The organism is Chloracidobacterium sp. (genome assembly GCA_016720705.1).
Lineage (GTDB): Bacteria > Acidobacteriota > Blastocatellia > Pyrinomonadales > Pyrinomonadaceae > OLB17.
The window spans coordinates 14,196-37,645 of record JADKKB010000002.1; the positions used below are offsets into that span (position 1 = coordinate 14,196).

24 protein-coding genes are annotated in these 23,450 nt (G+C 53.5%); 17 read left to right on the top strand and 7 right to left on the bottom strand.

What is annotated here, in order from left to right:
* Position 1: 1 nt before the first annotated feature.
* The 3 genes from IPQ00_02395 to larC are packed head-to-tail and all read right to left on the bottom strand — an operon-like array spanning position 2 to position 3,460.
* Positions 2–1,657, bottom strand: a complete 1,656-nt coding sequence (locus IPQ00_02395; protein MBL0239415.1) for a M28 family peptidase — start codon at positions 1,655–1,657, stop codon at positions 2–4.
* Between the two features lie 4 nt (positions 1,658–1,661).
* Complete coding sequence (gene folE, locus IPQ00_02400; protein MBL0239416.1) at positions 1,662–2,243, bottom strand: GTP cyclohydrolase I FolE; 582 nt, start codon at positions 2,241–2,243, stop codon at positions 1,662–1,664.
* Between the two features lie 11 nt (positions 2,244–2,254).
* Entirely contained in the window at positions 2,255–3,460 is a 1,206-nt protein-coding gene (larC, locus tag IPQ00_02405; GenBank protein ID MBL0239417.1) for a nickel pincer cofactor biosynthesis protein LarC, read from the bottom strand.
* A gap of 110 nt (positions 3,461–3,570) precedes the next feature.
* On the opposite strand from larC, the gene IPQ00_02410 reads away from it, so the two are divergent.
* The 9 genes from IPQ00_02410 (at position 3,571) to aroF (ending at position 13,771) form a co-directional block, all read left to right on the top strand.
* Positions 3,571–3,900 carry a hypothetical protein gene (locus IPQ00_02410; protein MBL0239418.1) on the top strand — a complete coding sequence of 110 codons (330 nt, stop codon included), beginning with the start codon at positions 3,571–3,573 and terminating at the stop codon, positions 3,898–3,900.
* Positions 3,901–3,982: 82 nt separating this feature from the next.
* Positions 3,983–5,998 carry an arginine--tRNA ligase gene (argS, locus tag IPQ00_02415; GenBank protein ID MBL0239419.1) on the top strand — a complete coding sequence of 672 codons (2,016 nt, stop codon included), beginning with the start codon at positions 3,983–3,985 and terminating at the stop codon, positions 5,996–5,998.
* A 327-nt stretch (positions 5,999–6,325) separates the two neighbouring features.
* Positions 6,326–7,705, top strand: a complete 1,380-nt coding sequence (locus IPQ00_02420) for an anthranilate synthase component I family protein (protein MBL0239420.1) — start codon at positions 6,326–6,328, stop codon at positions 7,703–7,705.
* 2 nt (positions 7,706–7,707) lie between these two features.
* Positions 7,708–8,727, top strand: coding sequence for an anthranilate phosphoribosyltransferase (gene trpD, locus IPQ00_02425; protein MBL0239421.1), 1,020 nt, complete (start codon positions 7,708–7,710; stop codon positions 8,725–8,727).
* The gene (gene trpC, locus IPQ00_02430; GenBank protein ID MBL0239422.1) at positions 8,724–9,512 is read left to right on the top strand and encodes an indole-3-glycerol phosphate synthase TrpC; all 789 of its coding nucleotides are present in this window, start codon (positions 8,724–8,726) and stop codon (positions 9,510–9,512) included. The genes trpD and trpC overlap by 4 nt, the downstream gene beginning before the upstream one ends.
* A gap of 71 nt (positions 9,513–9,583) precedes the next feature.
* Complete coding sequence (locus tag IPQ00_02435; GenBank protein MBL0239423.1) at positions 9,584–10,663, top strand: phosphoribosylanthranilate isomerase; 1,080 nt, start codon at positions 9,584–9,586, stop codon at positions 10,661–10,663.
* An 8-nt stretch (positions 10,664–10,671) separates the two neighbouring features.
* Complete coding sequence (trpB, locus tag IPQ00_02440; protein ID MBL0239424.1) at positions 10,672–11,889, top strand: tryptophan synthase subunit beta; 1,218 nt, start codon at positions 10,672–10,674, stop codon at positions 11,887–11,889.
* A 3-nt stretch (positions 11,890–11,892) separates the two neighbouring features.
* The gene (locus IPQ00_02445) at positions 11,893–12,702 is read left to right on the top strand and encodes a tryptophan synthase subunit alpha (GenBank protein ID MBL0239425.1); all 810 of its coding nucleotides are present in this window, start codon (positions 11,893–11,895) and stop codon (positions 12,700–12,702) included.
* Between the two features lie 37 nt (positions 12,703–12,739).
* The gene (gene aroF / locus IPQ00_02450; GenBank protein ID MBL0239426.1) at positions 12,740–13,771 is read left to right on the top strand and encodes a 3-deoxy-7-phosphoheptulonate synthase; all 1,032 of its coding nucleotides are present in this window, start codon (positions 12,740–12,742) and stop codon (positions 13,769–13,771) included.
* A gap of 120 nt (positions 13,772–13,891) precedes the next feature.
* Here aroF and IPQ00_02455 read toward each other — a convergent pair whose 3' ends face one another.
* Both IPQ00_02455 and IPQ00_02460 read right to left on the bottom strand, forming a co-directional pair.
* A complete protein-coding gene (locus tag IPQ00_02455; GenBank protein MBL0239427.1) occupies positions 13,892–14,278 on the bottom strand; it encodes a hypothetical protein in 387 nt (128 codons plus the stop codon).
* Between the two features lie 56 nt (positions 14,279–14,334).
* Complete coding sequence (locus IPQ00_02460; GenBank protein MBL0239428.1) at positions 14,335–14,721, bottom strand: helix-turn-helix transcriptional regulator; 387 nt, start codon at positions 14,719–14,721, stop codon at positions 14,335–14,337.
* Positions 14,722–15,042: 321 nt separating this feature from the next.
* Between IPQ00_02460 and IPQ00_02465 the strand changes: the two genes are divergently transcribed.
* Positions 15,043–15,780: a hypothetical protein gene (locus IPQ00_02465; protein ID MBL0239429.1), complete on the top strand. Its 738-nt coding sequence runs from the start codon at positions 15,043–15,045 to the stop codon at positions 15,778–15,780.
* A gap of 234 nt (positions 15,781–16,014) precedes the next feature.
* Here the strand turns inward: IPQ00_02465 and IPQ00_02470 are convergent, their stop codons facing one another.
* A complete protein-coding gene (locus tag IPQ00_02470) occupies positions 16,015–17,718 on the bottom strand; it encodes an insulinase family protein (GenBank protein ID MBL0239430.1) in 1,704 nt (567 codons plus the stop codon).
* A gap of 16 nt (positions 17,719–17,734) precedes the next feature.
* Positions 17,735–19,012, bottom strand: coding sequence for an insulinase family protein (locus IPQ00_02475; GenBank protein MBL0239431.1), 1,278 nt, complete (start codon positions 19,010–19,012; stop codon positions 17,735–17,737).
* 243 nt (positions 19,013–19,255) lie between these two features.
* On the opposite strand from IPQ00_02475, the gene ribA reads away from it, so the two are divergent.
* The 7 genes from ribA to IPQ00_02510 all read left to right on the top strand — a co-directional run bounded on the left by ribA (position 19,256) and on the right by IPQ00_02510 (position 23,120).
* Positions 19,256–19,909, top strand: coding sequence for a GTP cyclohydrolase II (ribA, locus tag IPQ00_02480; GenBank protein MBL0239432.1), 654 nt, complete (start codon positions 19,256–19,258; stop codon positions 19,907–19,909).
* A gap of 214 nt (positions 19,910–20,123) precedes the next feature.
* Positions 20,124–20,495, top strand: a complete 372-nt coding sequence (locus tag IPQ00_02485) for a hypothetical protein (GenBank protein MBL0239433.1) — start codon at positions 20,124–20,126, stop codon at positions 20,493–20,495.
* 482 nt (positions 20,496–20,977) lie between these two features.
* Positions 20,978–21,292, top strand: a complete 315-nt coding sequence (locus IPQ00_02490) for a hypothetical protein (GenBank protein MBL0239434.1) — start codon at positions 20,978–20,980, stop codon at positions 21,290–21,292.
* A gap of 85 nt (positions 21,293–21,377) precedes the next feature.
* Positions 21,378–21,884 (top strand): transposase, encoded by a 507-nt coding sequence (locus tag IPQ00_02495; GenBank protein ID MBL0239435.1) that lies wholly within the window; start codon positions 21,378–21,380, stop codon positions 21,882–21,884.
* Positions 21,844–22,092 (top strand): hypothetical protein, encoded by a 249-nt coding sequence (locus IPQ00_02500; GenBank protein MBL0239436.1) that lies wholly within the window; start codon positions 21,844–21,846, stop codon positions 22,090–22,092. Before IPQ00_02495 ends, IPQ00_02500 begins: the two co-directional genes overlap by 41 nt.
* Positions 22,046–22,441, top strand: coding sequence for an IS110 family transposase (locus tag IPQ00_02505; GenBank protein MBL0239437.1), 396 nt, complete (start codon positions 22,046–22,048; stop codon positions 22,439–22,441). Before IPQ00_02500 ends, IPQ00_02505 begins: the two co-directional genes overlap by 47 nt.
* A 283-nt stretch (positions 22,442–22,724) precedes the next feature.
* Positions 22,725–23,120 (top strand): IS110 family transposase, encoded by a 396-nt coding sequence (locus IPQ00_02510; protein ID MBL0239438.1) that lies wholly within the window; start codon positions 22,725–22,727, stop codon positions 23,118–23,120.
* Positions 23,121–23,450: the final 330 nt, after the last annotated feature.

A 23,450-nucleotide genomic window follows, 5' to 3' on the forward strand; every position in this document is an offset into this window, starting at 1 on the left:
GTTACTTAGTGAACCGCTTCTTATCCGCCGCCGAAAACTCGTCGGTGTCGTTATATCTCGGCATTGTCGGCGAATTTGCGAGTTTCAATCCGATCGCGAGGGCAAATTCCGATTCCTGGACCATAGCGGATACGTCCCACCAATCGTGGAATTCGTCGGTCACCTGATGATAATGCGTCGAATTGTATCCGTTAAAGAAGCTTGCCGCTTCGGCTCTAAGCGGTTTTAGAAATTTATCGCCGTGCTGCAGTGAGACCGCGGGCACGCCGACCTTGGCGAAAGGAAAATGATCCGAGCGGAAGAAAAATCCCTGTTCGGGCTGCATATCGGCCTCGACCGTCAATTTACGCTCTGCCGCAGCCTCATTAATTACCGAGATCATTGACGAACGCTCGGCGCCGAGCGGCATAAAGTCAGAGACCTTGCCGAAGAAATTTACGCCGTCGATATTGACGTTGGCGGCAGTTTTATCAATCGGTACCAGCGGATGCTTTGAATAATATTCGGCCCCAAGCAAGCCTTGCTCCTCGGCCGTCGGAAAAAAGAACATAATTGACCGTTTCGGCCGTTCTTTCTTAGGCAGTTTCGCGATGACATCTGCAATGCCGAGTATAGCCGCGACTCCGGATGCGTTGTCGTAGGCTCCGTTATAGATCTTGTCGCCGCTGGCATTTGGCTCGCCGATACCGAGGTGATCCCAGTGTCCGGAATAGATAACAAATTCGCTCTTTAGTTTTGAATCTGTTCCGTCGACGATGCCGGCGACATTGGGCGAATCAAAGGTCTTCATCTGACTGTTCAACTCCAGTTTGGCCGTGACACCCGTTTTAACCGGTTTGAAGTCACGCGTGCGGGCCGCCGCACTCAACTTCGTCAGATCGAATCCTGCCGAGCCAAGTATCCGAGATGCCGCATCCTCTGTCGCCCAGCCCTTAAACTGCAAATACGGCGACTTGTCACCGGCCTTACGAGCGATCTCGTATCGCCAATTGCCGTTCGACGTGCGAACAACATTCCAACCATAACCGGCCGAACCCGTCGTGTGCACCAGTATTACGCCCGCCGCACCCCTGCGTGCGGCTTCCTCAAATTTGTATGTCCAACGGCCGAAATACGTCAGGGCCTTTCCACCAAAAAGGTCCGGCTCTCCGGCCGATGCCGGCGGGTCATTGACCAGTATCATCAATATTTTGCCCTTGTAATCGGCCTCGCCGCCCTTATAGTCGTTCCACTTGTACAACGGAGCATCTATGCCATAACCGACAAAGACTATCTCAGATTCGACCAATATTCTTTCGGCTTGGGCTCCGGTGGTAGCAACAAAATCATCGCCAAATTTGTAGTCGGTCACGCCATTTTTACCCGCAACGGCCAATTTTGTATTTGGATCAGCTTTTAGGCCTGCGAGAGTGACATTCTGAAAGTAGCTGCCCTTATTCGCCGGTTTCACGCCGCCGGCCTTGAGCTGATCCGCGATATATTGCGCCGCCCGCTTGCCGCCGTCTGTTCCGGGCCCGCGGCCTTCGAAATCGTCGGCCGAGAGACGCTTTACTCGCTGAATCATCCTTTTCGCGTCAAACGAAGCCGTGCGATCCTGTGCCAATGCGGCCGTTGCTACAAACGAAATGATCAGTAAACCTGATAAAACTTTTTTCATATTGCTATCCCTTGATCAATGACATTGCCTCGGCACGCGTCCGCGGATCCTTTCTAAATCCGCCGAGGACTGCGGACGTAATGGTGATCGCACCCGGCTTTTTCACACCGCGGAGCGTCATACACGTATGTTCAGCCTCGATCACGACCATCACGCCGATCGGGTCGAGTGCATCGTACAGTGTCTGAGCGATCTGCTGTGTGAGACGCTCTTGGACCTGCAACCGCCGGGCAAATATTTCGGCGATCCGCGCGAGCTTCGAAAGCCCTACGATCCGGCCGCCCTTCGGAATGTAAGCGATGTGGCATTTGCCTACGAAGGGGGCAAGGTGATGCTCACAGACCGACGCTATGGTTATGTCCTTAACGATGACCATTTCGTCGTGCGAATCGCCCGGCAGAGCCTGAATATGTGATTTGGCGTCCTGCCACATACCATCGGTCAACTCCGCGTAGAAATCAGCGACGCGGGCCGGCGTTTTCTGCAGGCCTTCCCGATCCGGGTCTTCGCCCATTCCTTCTAACATCAGCCGAACTCCGTCAGCGATCTTTTTTAAGTCGACCTTGCCGGTCGTTTCATTAGACATAATTTAACTTCCTAGGCAACTGCCTTTTCCGAAATGCCGTATTCGGCAAACTGCGAAACTGCTGCTTCGCGAACAGAGTGAAATGTCGTTTTATGCTCAGTTGCTGCCGCTTTGACCTGATCGTATTCCGGCATTATATTGACGACACGGCCCTTGTGTCTAGCAATCTTGATATCGATATCGCCATAAACAGTAGCGACCGTTATCGTCTTGCGCTCGAGGCACTCGCGTTCGACGCTGCGGACGCGGATACCGATGGTGGTCGTTTCATTGTAAAGAAGTTCGGTGAGTGAACGCCGATGCTCGCGATCGCAAAGGATCGACACCATCGTGGCAGGACGGTTCTTTTTCATCTGGATCGGCGTAAACCAACAGTCCAGTGCCCCGATCTCGAAAACTCGCTCCATCACATATCCGAGGATCTGGGGCGAAATATCGTCGATATTCGTTTCGATCACCAATAATTCATCGGTCGCGCCCGACTCTCCCGTCGACGCAACTTCAGAGTCGCCGACCATTATCCGCAAGGCGTTCGGAAACCCTTCGTATTGCCGCGTCCCCGCTCCATAAGCGGTGACCGCAACCGACATTTCCGGCACCCGACCGTAGGTGTCACAGACCGTCGAGATGATCGCGGCTCCGGTTGGCGTCATAAGTTCGCCTTCGATCTCGGTCGAGTAGATCGGCACTCCGGTCAGAAGTTCGGCAACTGCCGGCGGCGGGATCGGAAATTTTCCGTGGGCCATCTGTGCAAATCCGCTGCCAACGTGGACCTTCGAGCACGTAAATCGCTCGATCCCCAACATTTCAAACCCAATGCACGAGCCCACTACATCCACGATCGCGTCCATCGCCCCGACCTCGTGAAAGTGAACCTTTCCGACTTCGATGCCGTGGATCTTTGCTTCGGCCTCTGCAAGCCGTGTAAAGATCGCCCTCGAACGCGATTTGACCGAATCTGAAAGATCGGTACGGTCTATAATATCGACGATATTGTGCAAGTGACGATGAACGTGTTCGTGCGGCACCCTTACATCAACGTGCGTCGATGTTATCCCCGAACGGTCGACGGTCGAAACCTCTATATCAAATTCCGAGATCTGTAATTTACGAAGTTCCGTCTTCAGACCCTCAGCGTGCACGCCTGCGGCTATTAATGCCCCAAGGATCATATTTCCGCTTGCGCCGGCAAAACAATCAAAATATAGTGTTCGCATAAAGATACGAGTTTAGCCGTTTCGGACTAAAACAAAAAGTTAAATGAGCTGGTTATGCTACAAAACTAATTATTGCGGCCGTCCGCCAAGGAGTTGTGATTACGATGAAAATGACGCTTAGAACTTTCGCTATATTTTCAATTATCCTTACGCTATCTACGGTAGGGCTGGCCGATATTCGTATTAGGTTTGCACGCGGCCGAACATCGGCGACCGTTACGGGTTCGGTCCGAGCAGGCGGGCGCGTATGCTATGTGGCCGGCGCCCGGCGCGGACAAACCGTAAACGGCGTGTTGAGTTCACGCTCCGGAAAGGTCATTTTTTTCGAGTCCGGTGAGACGAGCTATTCATTTGTAGTTGAGCGAAACGGCGACCAATCGCTGTGCGTCGACAACCTCGGGCGTGCCACCACCTACACGATGACGGTTTCGATCCAATAGCGTCGCTTATGCGGCCTTTTGCCTTCATTCCGTTCAAATGGATATAATTACCGTTTTATCTAGTTGGGGTAATTTGAACGTAATGACAATAACCGAAATAGTTGAACTGCTCAAAGCCACGGTTCGAGACGCGGCGAAAGCCGAATTTGGCATCGATCTGGATCAGATCGTCGTGGAGTTGCCGCCAAAAACGGAATTTGGCGATTTTGCATTCCCTGCGGCGTTTGAGCTAGCAAAACAGATCAAGCAATCGACCGGCGAAAAGCAGAATCCGCGAAACATCGCTGAGTCGCTGCGTACAAAGCTCGATTCCGTCGATATTGTCTGTAATGTCCAGGTCGCCGGGGCCGGCTATCTCAATGTCTTCATCGATCGTAGCAAGTTTATCGCCGACAATCTCGGATCCGATCCGCTACCATCGACGGTCAAAGCCACGGACGAAAACTCCCCGAAGGTCTGCGTCGAACATACTTCGGTAAATCCGAATAAGGCCGCTCATATCGGCCACGTACGAAATTCGGTGATCGGCGACACGTTTCAACGCATACTGAAAGCAACCGGAAAACGTGTCGAAGTTCAGAATTACATCGACAACACAGGCGTCCAGGTGGCAGACGTGGTCGTCGGCTTTATCTACATCGAGAACCGCGATCTGGAGTCGATCAAGGCTCTTGACGCCGATCTGACTGCCGCGGGTAAGAGTTTTGATTACTATTGCTGGGACCTTTACGCCAAAGTCGGCCACGCATATCTAGCTGACGAAGACCTGAAAGCAAAACGTGCGGAAGTGCTTCACGCGGTAGAGGCGGGCGACAACGTAACCGCTGAACTCGCTGATTATGTCGCCACACGAAATGTGCGGTGCATTCTCGACACGATGGAACGACTTTCGATCCGCTACGACCTTTTGCCGCGTGAATCCGAGATATTGCACCTCCAATTTTGGGATAAGGCATTTGAGCAGATGAAAAAGCTCGGCGTGATCCACTTTGAAGCCGAGGGCAAACACGCCGGTTGTTGGGTTATGCCGTGGGAATCGCACACCGCCAGCGACGATCATGAAGCCGACAAGATCCTCGTCCGTTCAAACGGCACCGTGACCTACACCGGCAAGGACATCGCCTATCAAATGTGGAAACTCGGTATCCTCGGGCTTGATTTCAACTATCGCAAGTTTCACACCTACTCAAACGGCCAGGAAGTAGCGATCACGACCGCGGACACGGGCGATGCAAGCATCGAAACGAAATTCGGCGGCGGCGAAACGATCTATAACGTCATCGACACTCGCCAATCGTATCCGCAAGAGGTCGTCAAGAAAGGTGTTGCCGCGATCTCGCCCGAGCGTGGCGAACAGGCAAGCGTTCATCTTGCGTATGAAATGGTTGCGCTCTCGCCCGCCGCGGCACAGGAACTTGGCTTTGTACTGTCTGACGAAGATCGCAAAAGGCCTTTCATCGAAATGAGCGGCCGCAAGGGTCTCGGCGTCAAGGCCGATGACCTGATCGACCGTCTTGAAGCAAACGCCCTGGCCGAAGTCGAATCGCGTCATCCCGAACTGCCGTCAATTGAGAAAATTGAGATCGCCCATCAACTCGCGGTCGGGGCTTTGCGCTATTTTCTACTCAAATTCACTCGAAATACGGTCATCATCTTCGACTTTAAGGAAGCCCTGTCATTCGAGGGTGAAACGGGATGTTTCTGTCAATATTCGGCCGTTCGGGCCAATTCAATTTTCAGAAAGCTCGCGGATATCGGCGAGACTCTCGAAGATTGCCGCAAACGCCTAGTATCGGCCGACACGCTCGACGCAATTCTCGCGGCCGATCCGGCCAGCGATATCTGGTCGATGGCGATACTTGCCTCCCGGCTTGAGGAAACCGTAAATCAGGCGTCCGCCGCCAACGAACCAGCGATACTTGCGAAATATACGTTTTCGCTCGCAAAGGCATTTAACCTCTTCTACCACAATCACAAGATCCTGATCGAGCCCGATCCGCTCAAACGCGCCGTTCTCGTTGTCGTCGCCGATATGGCCCGAAGATCGCTGACCGCGGCGCTTGCCACGCTCGGCATCGAGGTGCCTGAGAAGATGTAGGTTGACAGCCTGTTCGGTTTTCGTTCTAATAGATTTCAATGTTTGAGACACGTATCAAAAGCAACGCGATTTCGGCCAAGTATTCTTGGTGGTGGTATAGCTCGGCGTTTTGCGGGTCTTGAGCGACAGCATTCGCTCGACATTAGACATCGTTTGCGCCGCTTGAGTTGATCGCTCAGGCGGCGTTTTTGATTGTGGAATTAACTCTTGGGACACAGAAATTGCAGCGAAAAGCAATTATTGTCCAATTATATTGATCGCCAATAGCGTCCGGCTTAGTCGAAAGTTTGATCTATCATTTCTACTAGCGAAGGCTAGTGGCAACTTATGAAAACCATCGCAAATAGAACAAAGGTCATACCGGTCGTCGCGACGATGCCCGCCGATCTGCTGACGCCTTTGGCCGTATATTTGAAACTTGCAGACGGAGCGGCAAATTCTTTTCTGCTTGAATCGGTCGAAGGCGGGCGCAACCTTGCACGATATTCCTTTATCGGTGCCGGTGCGAATCGTGTGATGACCGGCGAGGTGTTTGCCGAGCTAAGGGAGCATTTCGCGGAGTACTTCGCCGATCCCGACTCGGAACTTCCGCCATTTATCGGCGGGGCGATCGGCTATCTCGGATTCGAATGCTGCGAATGGTTCGAGCCGACGCTTACCAGCGATCGAGAGAAGGACGCGGCGATGATGATATACGACACAGTCGTCGCATTCGATCACGCAAAGCAGATCGTCAAGATCATCTCTTTGGACTTTGAGGGCGAACCGGCGACGGCTCAACAGCGGAACTCGGAGCTACGTGTCCGTCTGGAAGATCCGAGTTTGCCGAACTGGCCGCCCGTTTACGCAGGCCGTTCTGACGCTGATATTGTAACACCGACGTCCAATTGGGAACGCGAGGCGTTTGAAAACGCTGTCACCGAGATCAAAGAGCTGATCAACGCCGGCGAATGTTATCAGGCAGTGATGTCGCAATGCTTTTCGCGGCCGACATCGGCAAATGCCGTCGCGATCTATCGGGCGATCAGGTCGATCAACCCTTCGCCGTATATGTTTTTGCTCGATATGGGCCATAAACAGGTGATAGGAGCGTCGCCAGAGATGCTAGTGCGATGCGAGGATCGCAAACTCCAATATCGGCCGATCGCCGGCACTCGGCCGCGTGGCAGAACAACTGCCGAGGACGCCGTACTGGCCGACGAAATGCGTCGCGATGCGAAAGAGGTCGCCGAGCACCTTATGCTGGTCGATCTCGGCCGAAACGATCTTGGCCGCGTCGCGGAATTTGGGTCAGTGAAGGTCGATACATTGATGTCGGTCGAGAAATACTCGCACGTACAGCATCTGGTCAGTGCCCTTTCAGCGAATTTAAGAGATGGGCTTGATCGTTTTGACGCTCTCGCGGCCTGCTTCCCCGCCGGGACCGTTTCGGGTGCGCCGAAAGTACGTGCGATCGAGATCATTCGTAAACTCGAGCCGACATCTCGCGGTGTTTACGCGGGGGCGGTCGGTTACTTTGACTATGCGGGCAATATGGACACTTGCATCGCGATCCGCACTATGGTTTTAGAAAATGGCATCGCAAAGATCCAGGCCGGTGCCGGCATCGTCGCCGATTCCGTTCCATCGTCGGAGTTTGACGAGACTGTCAACAAGGCAAAAGTCCTCCAGCGTGCCATCGATATCGCCGAGAGCGGTAAATTGTAATTATGAGCGAGATATTAAAGCACTATACCAACGAATTTCGCTCCGGCCGGGACGTGTCGCCGTATGACGCCGAGGTAGTTTTTGACGAACTCGTCACAAGCATGAACGAAGACGGCCTCACCGGATTACTGGACGCGTGGTCGCGAAAGGGCACGACCGAGGATGAGCTTTTCCGCTTTGCATCGATAATGCGTGGACGAATGAAGCCGCTCGAACACCAGAGTGCCGCTGTTACGGACATAGTCGGCACGGGCGGTAGTCGATCGAAAACGCTTAATGTGTCGACCGCGGCGGCGTTCGTGATCGCGGCCACCGGGACAACGGTCGCAAAGCACGGAAATCGTGCCGCAACATCATCGAGTGGCAGTGCCGACGTTCTGTCTTTGCTCGGTGTCAACGTCGACATCGAGATCGCCGCGACTCGCCGCGATCTTGATGCATACGGTCTATGCTTTATGTTCGCCCCGAGATTTCATTCGCTGTCGCCGATACTTGCTGCCGCTCGGCGGCGCGTCGAAAGGCCGACGATATTTAACAATGTCGGCCCACTATGCAATCCCGCATCGGCATCTCATCACGTGATCGGCGTCTGGGACGCGAGTTTGGTCCGAAAGACGGCACGTGTCCTCACGAGGTTCGGCACGGAACGCTCCTGGATCGTCTTCGGCACCGATGGCCTTGATGAAATATCTCTGAACGCACCGACCAGCGTGGCTGAGGTCGACGGTAGCGGTATACGCGAATTTACCGTGACGCCTTCGGATTTCGGCATTAGTTCGGTCGCCGGTGACCTGCCGATGAACTGTACGGTCGAGCAAAGCGCAAAGATCATAGTGTCCGTTTTGTCGAACGAACTTATTGATCGTGACGCCGAAAAGCTCATACTTATTAACGCGGCGGCCGCGGTCTACGTCTCGGGAGGCTCCGATTCGCTCACTGATGCATATGAAATCGCCCGCGCGTGTATCCGCAACGGTTCGGCACTCAGCAAACTCCGTCAGATCTCTGAGGTAAGCCTATGAAGGGTACATTTCTCGATAAAGTAATAGAGGAATCGCGCAAGCGAGTTGCCGTCAGATCACGCGAGACCGATATGCGTAAGGTCAGAGGTGAAGCTGAGGTTATCCGAGGCAAGGCGGCACCACACGCATTTTATGCAGCGATCGCTCGGGCGGGCAGAATTAACATCATTGCGGAGTTCAAGCGTGCGTCGCCGTCGAAAGGAGTTATTAATGATCGGATCGGCGTTTGCGAGACCGTGCAAGCCTACGAACGCGGCGGTGCGGCAGCGATCTCGGTTTTGACCGAACCCGAGCATTTCAAGGGTTCACTCGACGACCTCGCCATCGCTCGTGCATCAGTCTCGCTACCTTTGCTCCGCAAGGATTTTTTAGTAGATGAATATCAGATCCACGAGGCAGCGATCTGTGGTGCTGATGCCGTCCTACTGATCGTCGCTGCACTTTCGGAGGTCGAACTTCAGCGTATGCTGGCTACGGCAGATGGACTCGGTATGGACGCGATCGTCGAGGTTCACACGGCAGAAGAATTAATGATGGCTAACAATGTCGGGGCGAAGATCGTGGGCGTCAATAATCGCGACCTTCAGACGCTGGCCGTATCACTCGACGTGGCGCGCAACTTGATCAAAGAACGGCCCGGCAACGCCCTGATGATCGCCGAAAGCGGTTTGTCATCGCGCTCCGAGATCGACGAACTTCGCAGTCTTGGCTACGACGGCTTTTTGATCGGCGAAACACTTATGCGATCCGGCGACCCCGCTGCCGCGTTGGAGGAGTTGGCGTGAAAAAGCCGCATTTAAGATATAAGGATCAGACGCGTCGGGAGCGTACGTGGACGATACACTTCATTTCGGTTATGAAGTTCGTAAAAGCCGCGGTACTGGTCGCGATCGGCGTAAAACTGCTCACATTAGTCAATCGAGACGTGCACGAATGGGCGACGGATTTCGTTTCGCGTCACGGTATCGACGCTGCAAATCGTTTTGTTGACGCGACTCTTGATAAACTTACCGGTTTCGGCAACAAACAGATCGCCACCTTCAGCACCGTTGCGTTCACATACTCCGGCCTTTTAATGACCGAGGGCATTGGACTTTGGTTACAGAAACGGTGGGCTGAGTACTTGACCGCATTTGCGACCGCGTTGCTAATACCGATCGAGCTATACGAACTGTACGAGCGGTTCACCTGGGTGCGGATCGCGATACTTGGATTGAATGTCTTTATTGTTTGGTATCTCGTAACCCGTTTGAAGGACGAGAAAAAGGATTATGCCGCCGAGGCAACGGAGAACATTGACGCGTCAGGCACGAGGGTCAAGATCTGCGGCATTACAGACCTTTCGGATGCACTAAACGCATTGGAATGCGGTGCAGATGCGATCGGATTCAATTTTTATAAGGGCAGCAAGCGATATATTTCGCCAAGCGACGCCGAGGCGATCGGCGAGAAGTTACCGTTGACGGCGGAAAAGATCGGCGTTTTTGTAAATGCAGATTGCGAGAAAATAGTCGAAATTCAGAAAATCGTACAACTTGACGCGATCCAGTTACACGGTGATGAGAGTCCCGAGTTTATCGCCAAGCTACGAGCATTATCGGATGCCGCAATAATCAAAGCGTATAGGATCGGGTCCGACTTCGATCCGAACGATGTACTGGAGTTCAAGGCTGACGCGATCTTGCTGGATGCGTATTCGGAAAGTGAACGCGGGGGCACCGGGAAAACGATCGATCTGGCAATAGCCAGGCGAATTGTCGAAATTGCGGATCGAGTTTACCTCGCGGGTGGCCTCACCGCCGAGAACGTCTCCGACGCGATCCGGGCAGTTCAGCCATTTGCGGTCGATGTAGCGAGCGGTGTCGAATCAGCACCCGGGAAAAAGGATCATAAAAAGGTCGCGGCGTTTATCAATGCCGCCAAGGACGCACTATGAATCACGAGATGAATTACGAGCCAAATGAAAAGGGCTATTGGGGTGAATACGGCGGCCGATTTGTCCCCGAGACGCTGGTCGCCCCGCTAGATGAATTGGTCTCGGCGTATTACGGGATTCGCGACGACGCCGAATTCCAAGCTGAATTCATCGACCTGCTGAAAAATTATGTCGGCCGGCCGAGCCCTCTGTATTACGCAAAACGTCTGAGCGAAGAGCTCGGCGGTGCCAAGATATATCTCAAACGCGAAGACCTCAATCATACCGGTGCACACAAGATCAACAACTGCATCGGCCAGATCCTACTTGCCCGCAAGATGGGCAAACGCCGGATCATCGCCGAGACCGGTGCCGGACAGCACGGCGTCGCAACCGCTACCGTATGCGCGTTATTCGGCTTGGAATGCGTTGTCTATATGGGCACCGAAGATATGCGGCGGCAGGAAGTTAATGTATTTAGAATGCGATTGCTCGGGGCTGAGGTCCGCGCAGTCGATTCCGGCTCCTGCACGCTCAAAGACGCAATAAACGAAGCGTTACGCGATTGGGTCACCAATGTTGACACGACGTATTACCTGCTCGGGTCGGCCCTTGGCCCGCACCCGTACCCGCTGATGGTACGTGATTTTCAGAGCATAATCGGACGTGAAGCACGCCACCAGATAATCGAACAGGAAGGCCGACTGCCTGATCTACTGATGGCCTGTGTCGGCGGCGGATCCAATGCGATCGGGCTCTTTCATCCGTTCCTAAAGGACGACGTGCGGATGATCGGTGTCGAGGCAGGCGGACGCGGGATATCGCTCGGTGATCACGCCGCGAGATTTATGACCGGCGGCAAGATTGGCGTTCTTCAGGGTACCAAGAGCTATTTGTTGCAAAATGACGACGGGCAGATCGCATTGACGCACTCGGTGTCGGCAGGGCTTGATTACGCGTCGATCGGACCGGAACACGCGTTCCTGCACGACGTAGGGCGAATAGAATACGTCTCTGCGTCCGATGCTGAAGCCCTTGCGGCGTTTAAGCGTTTGTCGGAAACCGAAGGCATCATCCCCGCATTGGAATCGTCGCACGCGATCGCACACGCGATCAAGATCGCCCCCGGACTGAGTCAGGATCAGACTATGATCGTCAACCTATCCGGCCGCGGCGACAAGGACATAAACACCGTGCAGGGCGAACTAAATAACGCGGAGAGTACCTCCGGCAAGGAGTGTGTTTAAGATATGAGTCGCATTACCGACAGATTGGTCGAGGCAAAGCATCGCGGCGGCGGCTTCATTCCGTTCGTCACGGCCGGTGATCCCGATTTCGCGACTTCCCTCGCAATTATTCAGAAACTCGCCGAACTCGGCGCCGACGTTATCGAACTCGGCGTTCCGTTCAGTGACCCGATGGCCGACGGTCCGACGATACAGCGGTCATCCGAACGCTCGCTTAAGGGCGGGATGACGCTGGCAAAAGTTCTTACACTGGCTGCGGAGTTTCGAAAGCAGAGCGACGTTCCGCTCGTCCTATTTAGCTATTTCAACCCGATAATGAATTACGGGCTTGAACGCTTTACGGTCGAGGCCGCCGAGTGCGGCGTCGATGGTGTTCTATTGACTGATGTCATTGAGGACGAGGCGGCGACTATCGCGACTCGATTTGACAGAGTCGGCATTGACCTTATATCACTCGTCGCTCCGACAACGACGGACGAAAGGCTCGAGGCCATCTGCGGGCGTGCTCGTGGATTTATATATGCGGTGTCGCGGGCCGGAGTGACCGGTGCCCGGCAAGATATCAGCAATAGTGCCGAAGACTTGGTCAAACGAGTTCGGGCATTTACGGATCTGCCGATCGCCGTCGGATTCGGCATTTCGACACTCGGGCAGGTCGAAGAAGTATGTCGGTTCGCCGATTCAGCGGTGGTCGGGTCGGCAATAGTTGCCGAGATCGAACGCTCCATCTCCGCGAACGACACTATCCCAATAGTCGACAGTTTCGTGCGTTCGATACTGCCGCAATTTGCAAAAACAGGTGCCGAAAACTAAAGTTGTAGTTTTGCGGCCGTAACAGGTTGGTCAATATATGCTTATCGTAATGAAGTCCGGTGCATCTGCATCGGAAATTGAAAAAGTTTTAGAGGTTATCGACGCACTGGGCTACCGGGCTCATTCGCTGCCCGGAGCTAATCGTACCGCGATCGGCGTCACCGGCAATCCGGGTGCGATCGATCCATCGCATTTCGAAAACCTTGCCGGCGTTGCTCAGGCTATCCGCGTCACGCAACCCTACAAGCTCATCTCGAAAGATCTGCGGCCTGAAAAGTCTGTGATCAAGGTCGGGACCGCGACCATCGGCGGCAGCGAACTGGCGATGATCGCCGGGCCGTGCGCTCTCGAAAATCACGAGCAGGTATTCTCCACCGCCAAGATCGTTGCCGAGAGCGGTGCCAAGTTTTTTCGCGGCGGCGCCTACAAACCGCGCACGTCGCCATACGCATTTCAGGGCCTCGGTGTAGACGGGCTCAAAATGATGACTGAGGTGCGTGAACAATATGGCCTCAATATTGTCACCGAAGCAATGGACGAGCAGGGCGTCGACGCAGTTGAGAAATACGGCGACTGCATCCAGATCGGTGCCCGTAATATGCAAAATTTCTCGCTGCTCAAATATGTCGGTCAAACGAGAAAGCCCGTTTTGCTCAAACGCGGGCTATCGGCAACGCTCGAGGAATTTCTGCTTGCTGCCGAGTATATTATGGCCGAGGGCAACTACGAAGTGATCCTTTGCGAACGCGGCATCCGAACATTTGCTACGCACGCCAGAAACACCTTGGATCTGTCGGTGGTGCCGGCGGTACATCGCATCTCGCACCTTCCGATCATTGTCGATCCGTCGCACGGCACAGGCCGTAATTATATGGTTGAGCCGCTCGCTCGAGCGTCGGTTGCGGTCGGCGCGGACGGACTGATCATCGAGGTGCATCCGTGTCCCGAGGATGCCCTTTGCGACGGAGCACAGGCATTGACGCCCGGTCAGTACCTCCACCTGGTGGAACAAGTGCGGCGGATCTATGAGGTGACGGCTGATAACTCGGTCGCTCAGACATCTAGTTAACAATAATTTTATCGGTCACCTATTTCGGTGGGCAGACACCGTCCGGACAAAAAAAGGTCAGCATATACTCCCGCAGTATATGCTGACTCTTTTTAATAACTCGCGCCCGAAGCCTTTTGCCTATTTGGCCGGGCGGAGTTTCAACAGACCATAAAACTGTATATAACCGCTGGCCATCGCTGAGACGATGAGCAACGTCAACGGCACGTACCTCAGCACATCGGGTAACAGCACGCCGATACTCTGGCGAAACGCAAGACCTGCGGTCAGGCCGATGGCCATAATGCCGATCCTGCCAATGATCCATTTCGAAAACGACGGCGGTTCCGCCTCGGTTGGCAGAAAATATGGCAAGACCAAGACCATCAGCATTGTGATCGACATCAAAAGTGTATCGAATGCAAATATCCGGGCACTCTGGCCAAACTCCAGTGCTAGAAAAAACAACACAAATGTCGTGTCGATCGAGAATGTCGTTCCTGCGGGGATGCCGTTGTTTCGTGTCATATTAGTTGGTCTCGCGTGATTGTTTTTATAGTTTGGTAAAAGGCTGCTTTTCCGAATTATTTAACCTTGCTGAACTGCTGATATGCGACTCTGAAAAGTTCCGACAGCGCCTCAGCAGTCTCAGGCGACAGTTTCCGGTCAGCCCGCAGGTGAGCCTCAACGATCTCAGGCGTCGCCTCGTGCGGATAATAGATCACAGGCTCGACAGACTCGTCAGCGTGTCTCATCAGACGATCGACCGGCATATCCAGCCATTGTGTCAGCCGGGCAATATTATCGGCATCGGGGCGACCGGTTCCGTTCTCGATACGTGAGAGAGTCGAGGCCGAAACTTCCGTAAGATCAGCAACATCACGCAAGCTGAGCTTGAGCTCTTCGCGATGACGTTTGATCGCACGTCCGAGTTCGACGGTGTTGATTAAGCTTTCATTTTTGAATCCCATAGTTTTATTTTTCCTCCATGATTTTGACGTTCCATCACTGGACTTGTCATTTCATAGATAAAACATAACACATCATATTTTTGAATGCAACACCTCGTTTCACACTTGCAACATTTTTATTTTACGTCTATACTGTTTCATAGATGGCACGTCACCCAGAGTTACGTTTCATCACCTTGATACTAATACTGAGTCGCGACGGCCTGTTTGCGGCGAACAGAGGTGGGATCGGAAATGCGTATGTGGCTGAAAGCAGGCAGCAGCCATTGCAGGATTATCGCTGATCCGATCGAACCTGAAAGCACACTAGGAGAAATTTTAATGAAACCGAACAAACTTCAAGACACCATAACCACCACAGTCGAGGAATCGACCATAGCCCCGGCCACCGCCTCGAGTAATGTCGTCGATTTTGCATCGACCCTGCGCGAGTTGCGTCAGAGTGTGGATCCGATGATGATCCGCCAGCGTGCGGCCCATCGGGATAACCGCGGCAATACGCAGATGGTCGACTATGTCGAATGGCATACCGTAGCCGACATCCTCGACGAGCACGCCGCTAACTGGGAACACACTGTAAAGGACATCAGACAGTTGGGCGAGATAGTCGCGGTCACGGTAGCCATTACGATCGACGGCGTCACACGCGAGGGGATCGGCACTGGCCGCACGGGCAGTGAGACCGGGATCAAAAAGGCAGAGCACGACGCACTTAAACGCGCGGCGGTAAAGTTCGGCGTTGCACGCGAACTGTACAAACGCGAGTTTGACGCTTTCGAACCCGTTGACACGACCGCCTTGGCCGAAATGAGCGAGGCACGTCCGATCAGCGATCCGATCGCAAGAACCCTCGGTGATATGGTCACGGCGAAACAATTGGGTATGATCCGGGCGATCTCCCGCGAAGGTGGACTGGATGCATCGGCCGAATGTATGTCGAAATTCGGATGTAGGGTCGATGAACTCTCGAAACGGGCGGCATCCGAGATGATCGACCACCTCCAGTCGCTCCAGCGTGGCGAGCAGGCGGCGGCGATGCCGATGCGGCGTGCAGGATAACAACACTCGTGTTTTAGGTTGTTTTGGATCGTGAATTGACCCGTCCCGCTTTTCTCCATGAAGCCGGAATATCTCTCACCTCGATCCAAAACTCACTCGGAGCGGCGGCAGATGCTATGTGCAACTGCCGCCGCTTTTGGATTACTTCGCCGAGCATCGACGGAAAAAGGCACGAAAGCCGGAAATGCTAATTCCCTATCCTTCGTGCCTTTAATCTATCGTTCGCCGACGAGACTAGGCCCTTGTGCCGATGAACGTCAGCGGTTCAGGGACGATCGGAGCCGATAAAGTCCCGGTCATTGAGTCGCCATCCACCTTGCCGGCAATTGTAAATTCGAGCGGTTGGCCCTGCATTTCAGCGATCGCGGTTGCCCACAGCTTATTGCCGGTCATCTTACCGTTGCTGATAGTGCCGTCGCCAAACATTGTTTCCAGGACTCCGGTGAGCAGATCACCGCTTTGCTCTACGGTCAACGAGACCGGCAATTTCTGGCCCTGAAAATCTATCGAAAGATCCCAGTCGCCGGCTGCGTTTGCCGGTTCGTCGAGGGCGTCATTATTGTATTTACCGATATCCTGAGCGTTGCCGTCGGTGTCAAAGACTTCGACCGAAGTTGCGAATCCGGAGGCTTGCGGCAGGACCTCTTCGGCATCGCCGACGATCACGATCGCCACTTCGTCCGGGCGAATATGTTCCTTTGCCACGCGTAAGACGTCATCGACCGTTACAGCGTCGATATGGTCACGGTAGGTTTGCAGATAATCTTCCGGCAAGTTGTAAAGGTGCTGATTGACGATCAGGTTTGTCAGTCCTTCCTGTGTTTCGGCCCGGATCGGGAATACTCCGGTCAGGAAATTCTTGGCGTCGGCGAGTTCGTCATCGCTCACCTTGTCCACACGGATCCGGTCAAGTTCGTAGAAAAACTCCTTGAGCGATTCGCCGGTTACGGCAGTTCGAACCTCGGCGGTCGCCTCTGCCTCACCGGCCAGCTTTTTATATTCCATCCGCGTATAGGCACCGTAGGTATAGCCCTTTTCCTCACGCAGATTCATAAATACACGCGAGGACGCACCGGCACCGAGCACCTGATTCATCACGATCAGCGGAAAATAGTCCGGATGATCGCGCGACACGCCGAGATTTGCGATCACGATATTCGACTGCGCCGACCCCGGACGGTCAACGACCGTTAAAGTTCGGTCAGTCCGCATCGGTGGTGCCGGAAAGTCATTTGTACACGGCGTTCCGGGTTGCCAGTCACCGAATAATTCCGTGATCTCAGCGATCAGTTCGTCACGCTTGACGTCGCCGACCACGATGAACATTGCGTTGTTCGGGATAAACTGCTTGGCATGGAATTCGGTCAACATCTCGCGTGTCAGCTTTTCGACATCCGCTGCCTTTGGCGAGATCTTCGAATACGGGTGATCGCCATAGACAAGGCGGCCGACCTGTTCCCCGGCGAGAAATCCGGGCTGTGAACGCTGGAATTTGAGATTTTCGATCGTATTTCGGCGATAGAGGTCGAGTTCCGTTTCGGGAAACACGGGCCGCAGAGCCACCTCGGCCATCAGATGCAGAATGTCTGAGCTATACAGTGACAAACTCGATGCCGCTAAGACCGTAAAGTCGTCCGACGAACTCGCTGAAATGCTTGCTCCCAATCTCTCCGTCTTTTCGGCTAACTGAAGACTCGTGTATTCGGCGGTTCCCTCGGTCAAAAGCGATGTCATTGCGGACGTGAGACCTGTCGAATCCTCCGGATCATTTACGTCACCGCTATGAAACGCAAGGCGGTAGCTCACCAGCGGCAGTCGCTCGTGTTCGAATATTACCAGTCGTAAACCGTTATCAAGGGTCGTCTGAAACGGCCTCGGTATCTCAAATGAGATCGGCTCGAGCGGTGCTGGCGGTGAATTTCTGAAGTCGTTGGTCATATATTCTCTTAGGCTTCTATGCCTTTACGGCGGGGACTACATCAAGCAATGCTCGATTGTCGGTGTTCAAATAGTGGGCTGCGGCCATCCGTATCTGTTCGGCCGTCACGGAAAGGAGTTCGTCCAGTTCGGTGTTGATAAGTGTCGGATCGCCGTCATACAGGGCATATTCAGCTAGTTGCTGTGCCCGCGACATTGATGACTGGCGATGTCGAACCGAGTCGTTCAAGAGCTGATTCTCGATCTTTTCCATCTCCTCGGCCGACGGGCCGTGGGTAGCAAGGCTTTGGATCTCTTCCATTATATTCTCGCGGATCCGGCTCAGGTCTTCCTCGGGCTTCGGGATCGCACCGATAAAGATGCTGGACGGTCCACGTCGTTCGTCCGTAAATCCAAACAGCTGAATGACGGATTCCGAGCCTTTCACCAATTTTTGATATAGCCGTGAGCTTTCGCCGTCGTAGAGCACCTTTCCGGCGAGATAGAGTGCGTTGAATTCGGGGGTTCGCCGCTCAGGTATCTTCCATCCGATCAGAAATGCCGGAAACGGAGCAAGCTTGTCTTCCCATTCACGATAGGTGGACGCGACCTCGGCCGGTTCACTCACGTCCAGAGCAGGCGGCAGCGGTTGCGATGCGATATCGCCGAAATATGTCTCGATCAAACCTTTTGCGATTTCGGGGTCAAACGCACCCGAAAGTGCGATCACTGCGTTATTTGGAGCGTAATATACCCGAAAGAAATCCTGCACGTCCTCGACCGTCGCATCATCCAGATGTTCCATCGAGCCGATCGTCGAGTGCGAATTGGCAAAATTTTGAAAGATCATTTCATTGATCAGGTCAAATATCTGCCCGTAAGGCTGGTTATCATACCTCAGCCGCTTCTCTTCCTTTACCGCTTCGCGTTGGTTGTCGAGGTTTTCTTGGGTAACCGCAAGCGAGCGCATTCTGTCCGATTCCAGCCACAGAGCGAGCGGCAATTGGCTTGCCGGCAGCGTCTCGTAATAATTCGTACGCTCGCTCGAAGTCGTGCCGTTCATCGTGCCGCCGGCCTTCATCACGTACTGGAAATGTCCCGCCTTGGGCACATTTGCCGAGCCCTGGAACATCATATGTTCGAACAGGTGAGCAAAGCCCGTGCGGCCATCGCGTTCGTTCCGCGAACCAACATTGTAATAGACGGCAACTGAAACGACCGGGATCGCATTATCAGGATTTAAGACGACCCGCAGGCCGTTCTGCAGCGTATAATCCTCGATCTCGAGCGAAGTTAATTTGAAAGTCTCTGTCATAAGATTCACTGTTTTTATGAGAACACTTTGACGTCCAAAAATCAACGAACGAAAATTTTCGAAAACACCTCAGTATCCGCACTCCGGGGTGCCGTTCGCATCAGACTCCACTTCGCCGGCGATACTTTAGTACAACTTTTCCTGCCGATCTGAATCTAATAACTATAACCACACGAAATATAAACTTGACCGGCACGATAGTGAGTTGCTTAAGGCATTTTACGTTGGATGAACTCTAAAACTATGATCTCGGAAATTATACAATCACCTCCACCTAATCGTTTTATCGGACTTATCCCTTCGGTAGTAAAGGCGGCCGACGCCAAGCTACCTACGAAATACGGCGAATTTCGCATCGCCGGTTATCGCTCATTGACGAGTGACGAAGAATTCGTCGTTGTTTACAAGGGCGAGCTTCGTACAGAGGATGCTCTTCCCGTTCGTATCCACTCGCAGTGTATGACGGGAGATGTCTTTAACTCGGCGAAATGCGATTGCGGCGAACAACTTGATCTGGCAATGGAACGCATCGCCCGCGAAGGCCGCGGTGTGATCGTCTATCAGCAGCAGGAAGGCCGCGGCATCGGAATCATAAACAAGATCCGGGCGTATGCTCTTCAGGACCAAGGCGCCGACACGATCGAGGCCAATGTTCAACTCGGACTCGATATCGATGCCCGGCGCTACGAGCAATGTGTCGAGATCTTACGCGATCTAGGGCTTCGACGGGTCAAGGCAATGACAAATAACCCCGAAAAGATCCAAGCTATGCGCCAGGGCGGCATCGAAGTCGCGGAACGCGTGGCGACAGAGATCGAACCTTCGAAAGACACACAAAAATATCTTAGCGTTAAGAAGTTTCAGATGGGTCACTTGCTCAGTCTCGTGACGTCGTAAGCACGTAACCGCAAGGGTAAGCATTCCAGGCCGCAGTCGAACACAGCGTTCGGCTGCGGCATTCTCGTTTGATGGTAGTTTTCGCTCTGACACCAACCGGCGAATATGACCTTGATTATGCAGAGCTCTATAATTGCGAGGGTGAGAGAGTCACAGTTGCCGGGCCGTCGTATTAGGATATAATTGATAAAAACGCTTAACGCTCACCAAATATATGAATAATCAACATCCAACTGACGCTGAACTTGATCAACAAGTTAAAGAGGAATTTGCCGAAGAAGGCCGTGTCAACGAAGGCTCTCAGGAGCAGCTTTTAGAAAAACTCGCAGATTATACGGATCGCTCGCCCAAACTATCCGGCGGCGACATTGACGCTGCCTGGGAAGACTCCGACGTCGGCGAAGAGTCGGTCGGCGGCGGCAACCCGACACCCGACCAGAGCGTCGTAGAAGAGTTGGGTGAAGCTATGGGCATCACCTATCAAGACAACGAACCGCTCGGCACCGAAAAAAAACTCGAACGCCGCGACGAAGACCGCTGGGAACTAAACCCCGCCTCCGCCGAAGACTTCGGGGATAACGAATAGCGGTTGTCTGTCAGAACCGGGAGCCATAGCGACCGGGTTCTTTTCATCCGCTCCGTTCCGGCAAACGCGAACGCCAAACCCCTGTCAGAACCGGGAGCCATAGCGACTGGGTTCTTTCCCTTTCCGCCACGCCCTCGCCGCATCTTCACGCACCGACCACACGCTCGTTAACACACGATGCATGATCCGCCCGATATCGTCCGTGAGGCGCTCGATCAGCAGATGAATGTGATCGGTCATCAGGCAGTATGCGTAAAGATAGAATGGCAGCTTTGTCTTCTGTGCAGCGAACAGCGCAACGGACTTCCGATAGTCCTCCGGCGAATGACAAGATGTCCCTCCGATCCACCCCTCTCGTCGTCACATGATAAAGCCCGCCCTCGACCCCGATCCTCGCTTTCCTCGCAATTTGCTCGATGATACTATCCCAACCAAATGAGAACCTCAATCGAGAATCGACAAATTAGCAGGCGTGACCCCGATTGCTCTTGTTGCCCTTTGATGCGGATCTGCTGCTGAACGTGATCGAACAGGTATTCGAAATGGAGAGAGAGAATTTCTTCGGATCCGGAAAGAATAAGCGTATCATTACCGCAAAGGAGGTGTTCATACTGATCGGCAAGGAATCAGGTGCGACCATCACCGAGATGTCCGGGATCGTCGGCCTCGACCAGTCAAACGCCGGCCGCCGATTCGACGCCGCGAGACAGAAATGCAAGACCGATCCGGAGTTCGAAAGCACATGGAAGAAAGTTCAGGAGAAGTACAAACAGAGAATCGCACTATCGCATGTCTGATGCTATGAAGTGTTGACCTCGCGGGAGTCGAGTTTTTGTGTAAACTCGAATTCTGACAAAAGAATAACAACCCGCGAGATCAACAATGGCAGTATACATTGGGGTTGACTTTCATCCATATGAGCAGACGCTTGCTTTTGTGGATGAAGCGGATGGAGAGATCAGATATAAGCGGTTTCTTCATAGCGATAAGGCGGGGATAAAGGCGTTTTACCGCAAGTGCGGAAAGGACGCGGTTATTGGAACGGAGGCCACGGGATCGCTGTGGTGGTTTGAGAAGTTGCTCTTTGACAATGGAATGACGCTCAAGATCGGAGACCCTAGGATGATCCGTCGAGCAGCATTATCGAGACACAAGAACGACCACAGGGATGCGGAGACGATCCTGGATCTATTGATGCAGGACATTTCCGGCGATCACGCCGAGGAACGAGCAGAGCCGGGAGATGCTCGATCTGCTGAACTATCGTCACTCTTTGGTGAGCAAGCGGACATCGGTGGTGAATCAGCTGCAGGCGTTCGCACGATCGAAGGGCTTGCCACGGTTCCGTTTGCCGGCGGTAAAGGCGAGAAAGAAGATCGAGGAGGTTGAGACGACACAGGTCGAGCGGCTTCTGGTCAGCTCTCGATTTGTTCTTTGCGACGAGCTGACACGCCAGATCAAGGCCGTGGAGGCGAGGCTCGAGGAAGAGGCGAATAAGGAAGAGCGTGCTCAATTGCTAATGACATCCCGGGATCGGGCTGATCAACGCCATGGCACTTATTCACACGCTCGGCGATGTTCGACGCTTTCGCCGTAAGGAAGAGGTCGTGGCATTTGTAGGACTCGACCCGCTCGAGAAAAGCTCGGGCGAGACGAGGCGGATCGGTTCGATCAGCAAGCGAGGTTCGCGGCTCGCAAGGTACCTGCTCGGGCAGGCAGCCCAGGCAAGTCGCGATAAGAAGATACGGAAGTTCTATTCCGAGGTTAGCCGTCGTAGAGGCCGCCCGAAAGCAAAAGTTGCAGCGGCCCGTAAGCTTCTGATTAACTGTTATGTCATGCTTCGTGATGGCATCAGCTACGAGGAGTTTACACGGCGGGGCGAAGTTGGTTTGTACGAGGGGTCAGGAGAGGTGACGGGGAAACCCGCTCAGTCTCTGAAGGTCTGATGGTACGGCCAGCCATCTCGATATAGTTCGAGATGAGCCGATCAGGTTTCATGTAGCCAGCCGCTCGAACGAAGCTGTGCACGAATAGATGATGGCATTCGCTAATTACAGCGGTGCGTATCTGAAAGAATCTAACTAATAATGGAGGCGCCGGTTGTTCTCTTTTGTCACCCAATCAAACGCACCAACCGCATCCAAAAGATGCCACAATACCCGTGCGCTTGACTTGAGTACTTACTTCATAGATGACCCCGATCGCTTAGGGATCGGGCTGATCAACGCCATGGCACTTATTCACACGCTCGGCGATGTTCGACGCTTTCGCCGTAAGGAAGAGGTCGTGGCATTTGTAGGACTCGACCCGCTCGAGAAAAGCTCGGGCGAGACGAGACGGATGGGTTCGATCAGCAAGCACGGTTCACGGCTTGTGCGGCATTTGCTAGGACAAGCCGCTCAAGCGTGCCGTGATAGACGGATCAGACAGTTCTATCTTGAGGTTAGCCGCCGGAGAGGCCGCCCGAAAGCAAAAGTTGCAGCGGCCCGTAAGCTTCTCATTAACTGTTATGTCATGCTTCGTGACAATATCAGCTACGAGGAGTTTACACGGCGGGGCGAAGTTGGTTTGTACGAGGGGTCAGGAGAGGTGACGGGGAAACCCGCTCAGTCTCTGAAAGTCTGATGGTACGGCCAGCCATTTTCGAGTAGTCGGAAATGAGCCGATTCGGTTTCATGTAGCCAGCCGCTCGAACGAAGCTGTGCACGAATAGATGATGGCATTCGCTAATTACAGCGGTGCGAGTTTGAAAAGAATCTAACTAATAATGGAGGCGCCGGTTGTTCTCTTTTGTCACCCAATCAAACGCACCAACAGCATCCCAAAGATGCCACAATACCCGTGCGCTTGACTTCAAGGGTTACTTCAAAGATGACCCCCGATCGACTTTTTTAGATTGGGAGCGTTCCGGGGCATTTCACAGAAAAAGGGAAATACGTTGAATGCACTTGACAT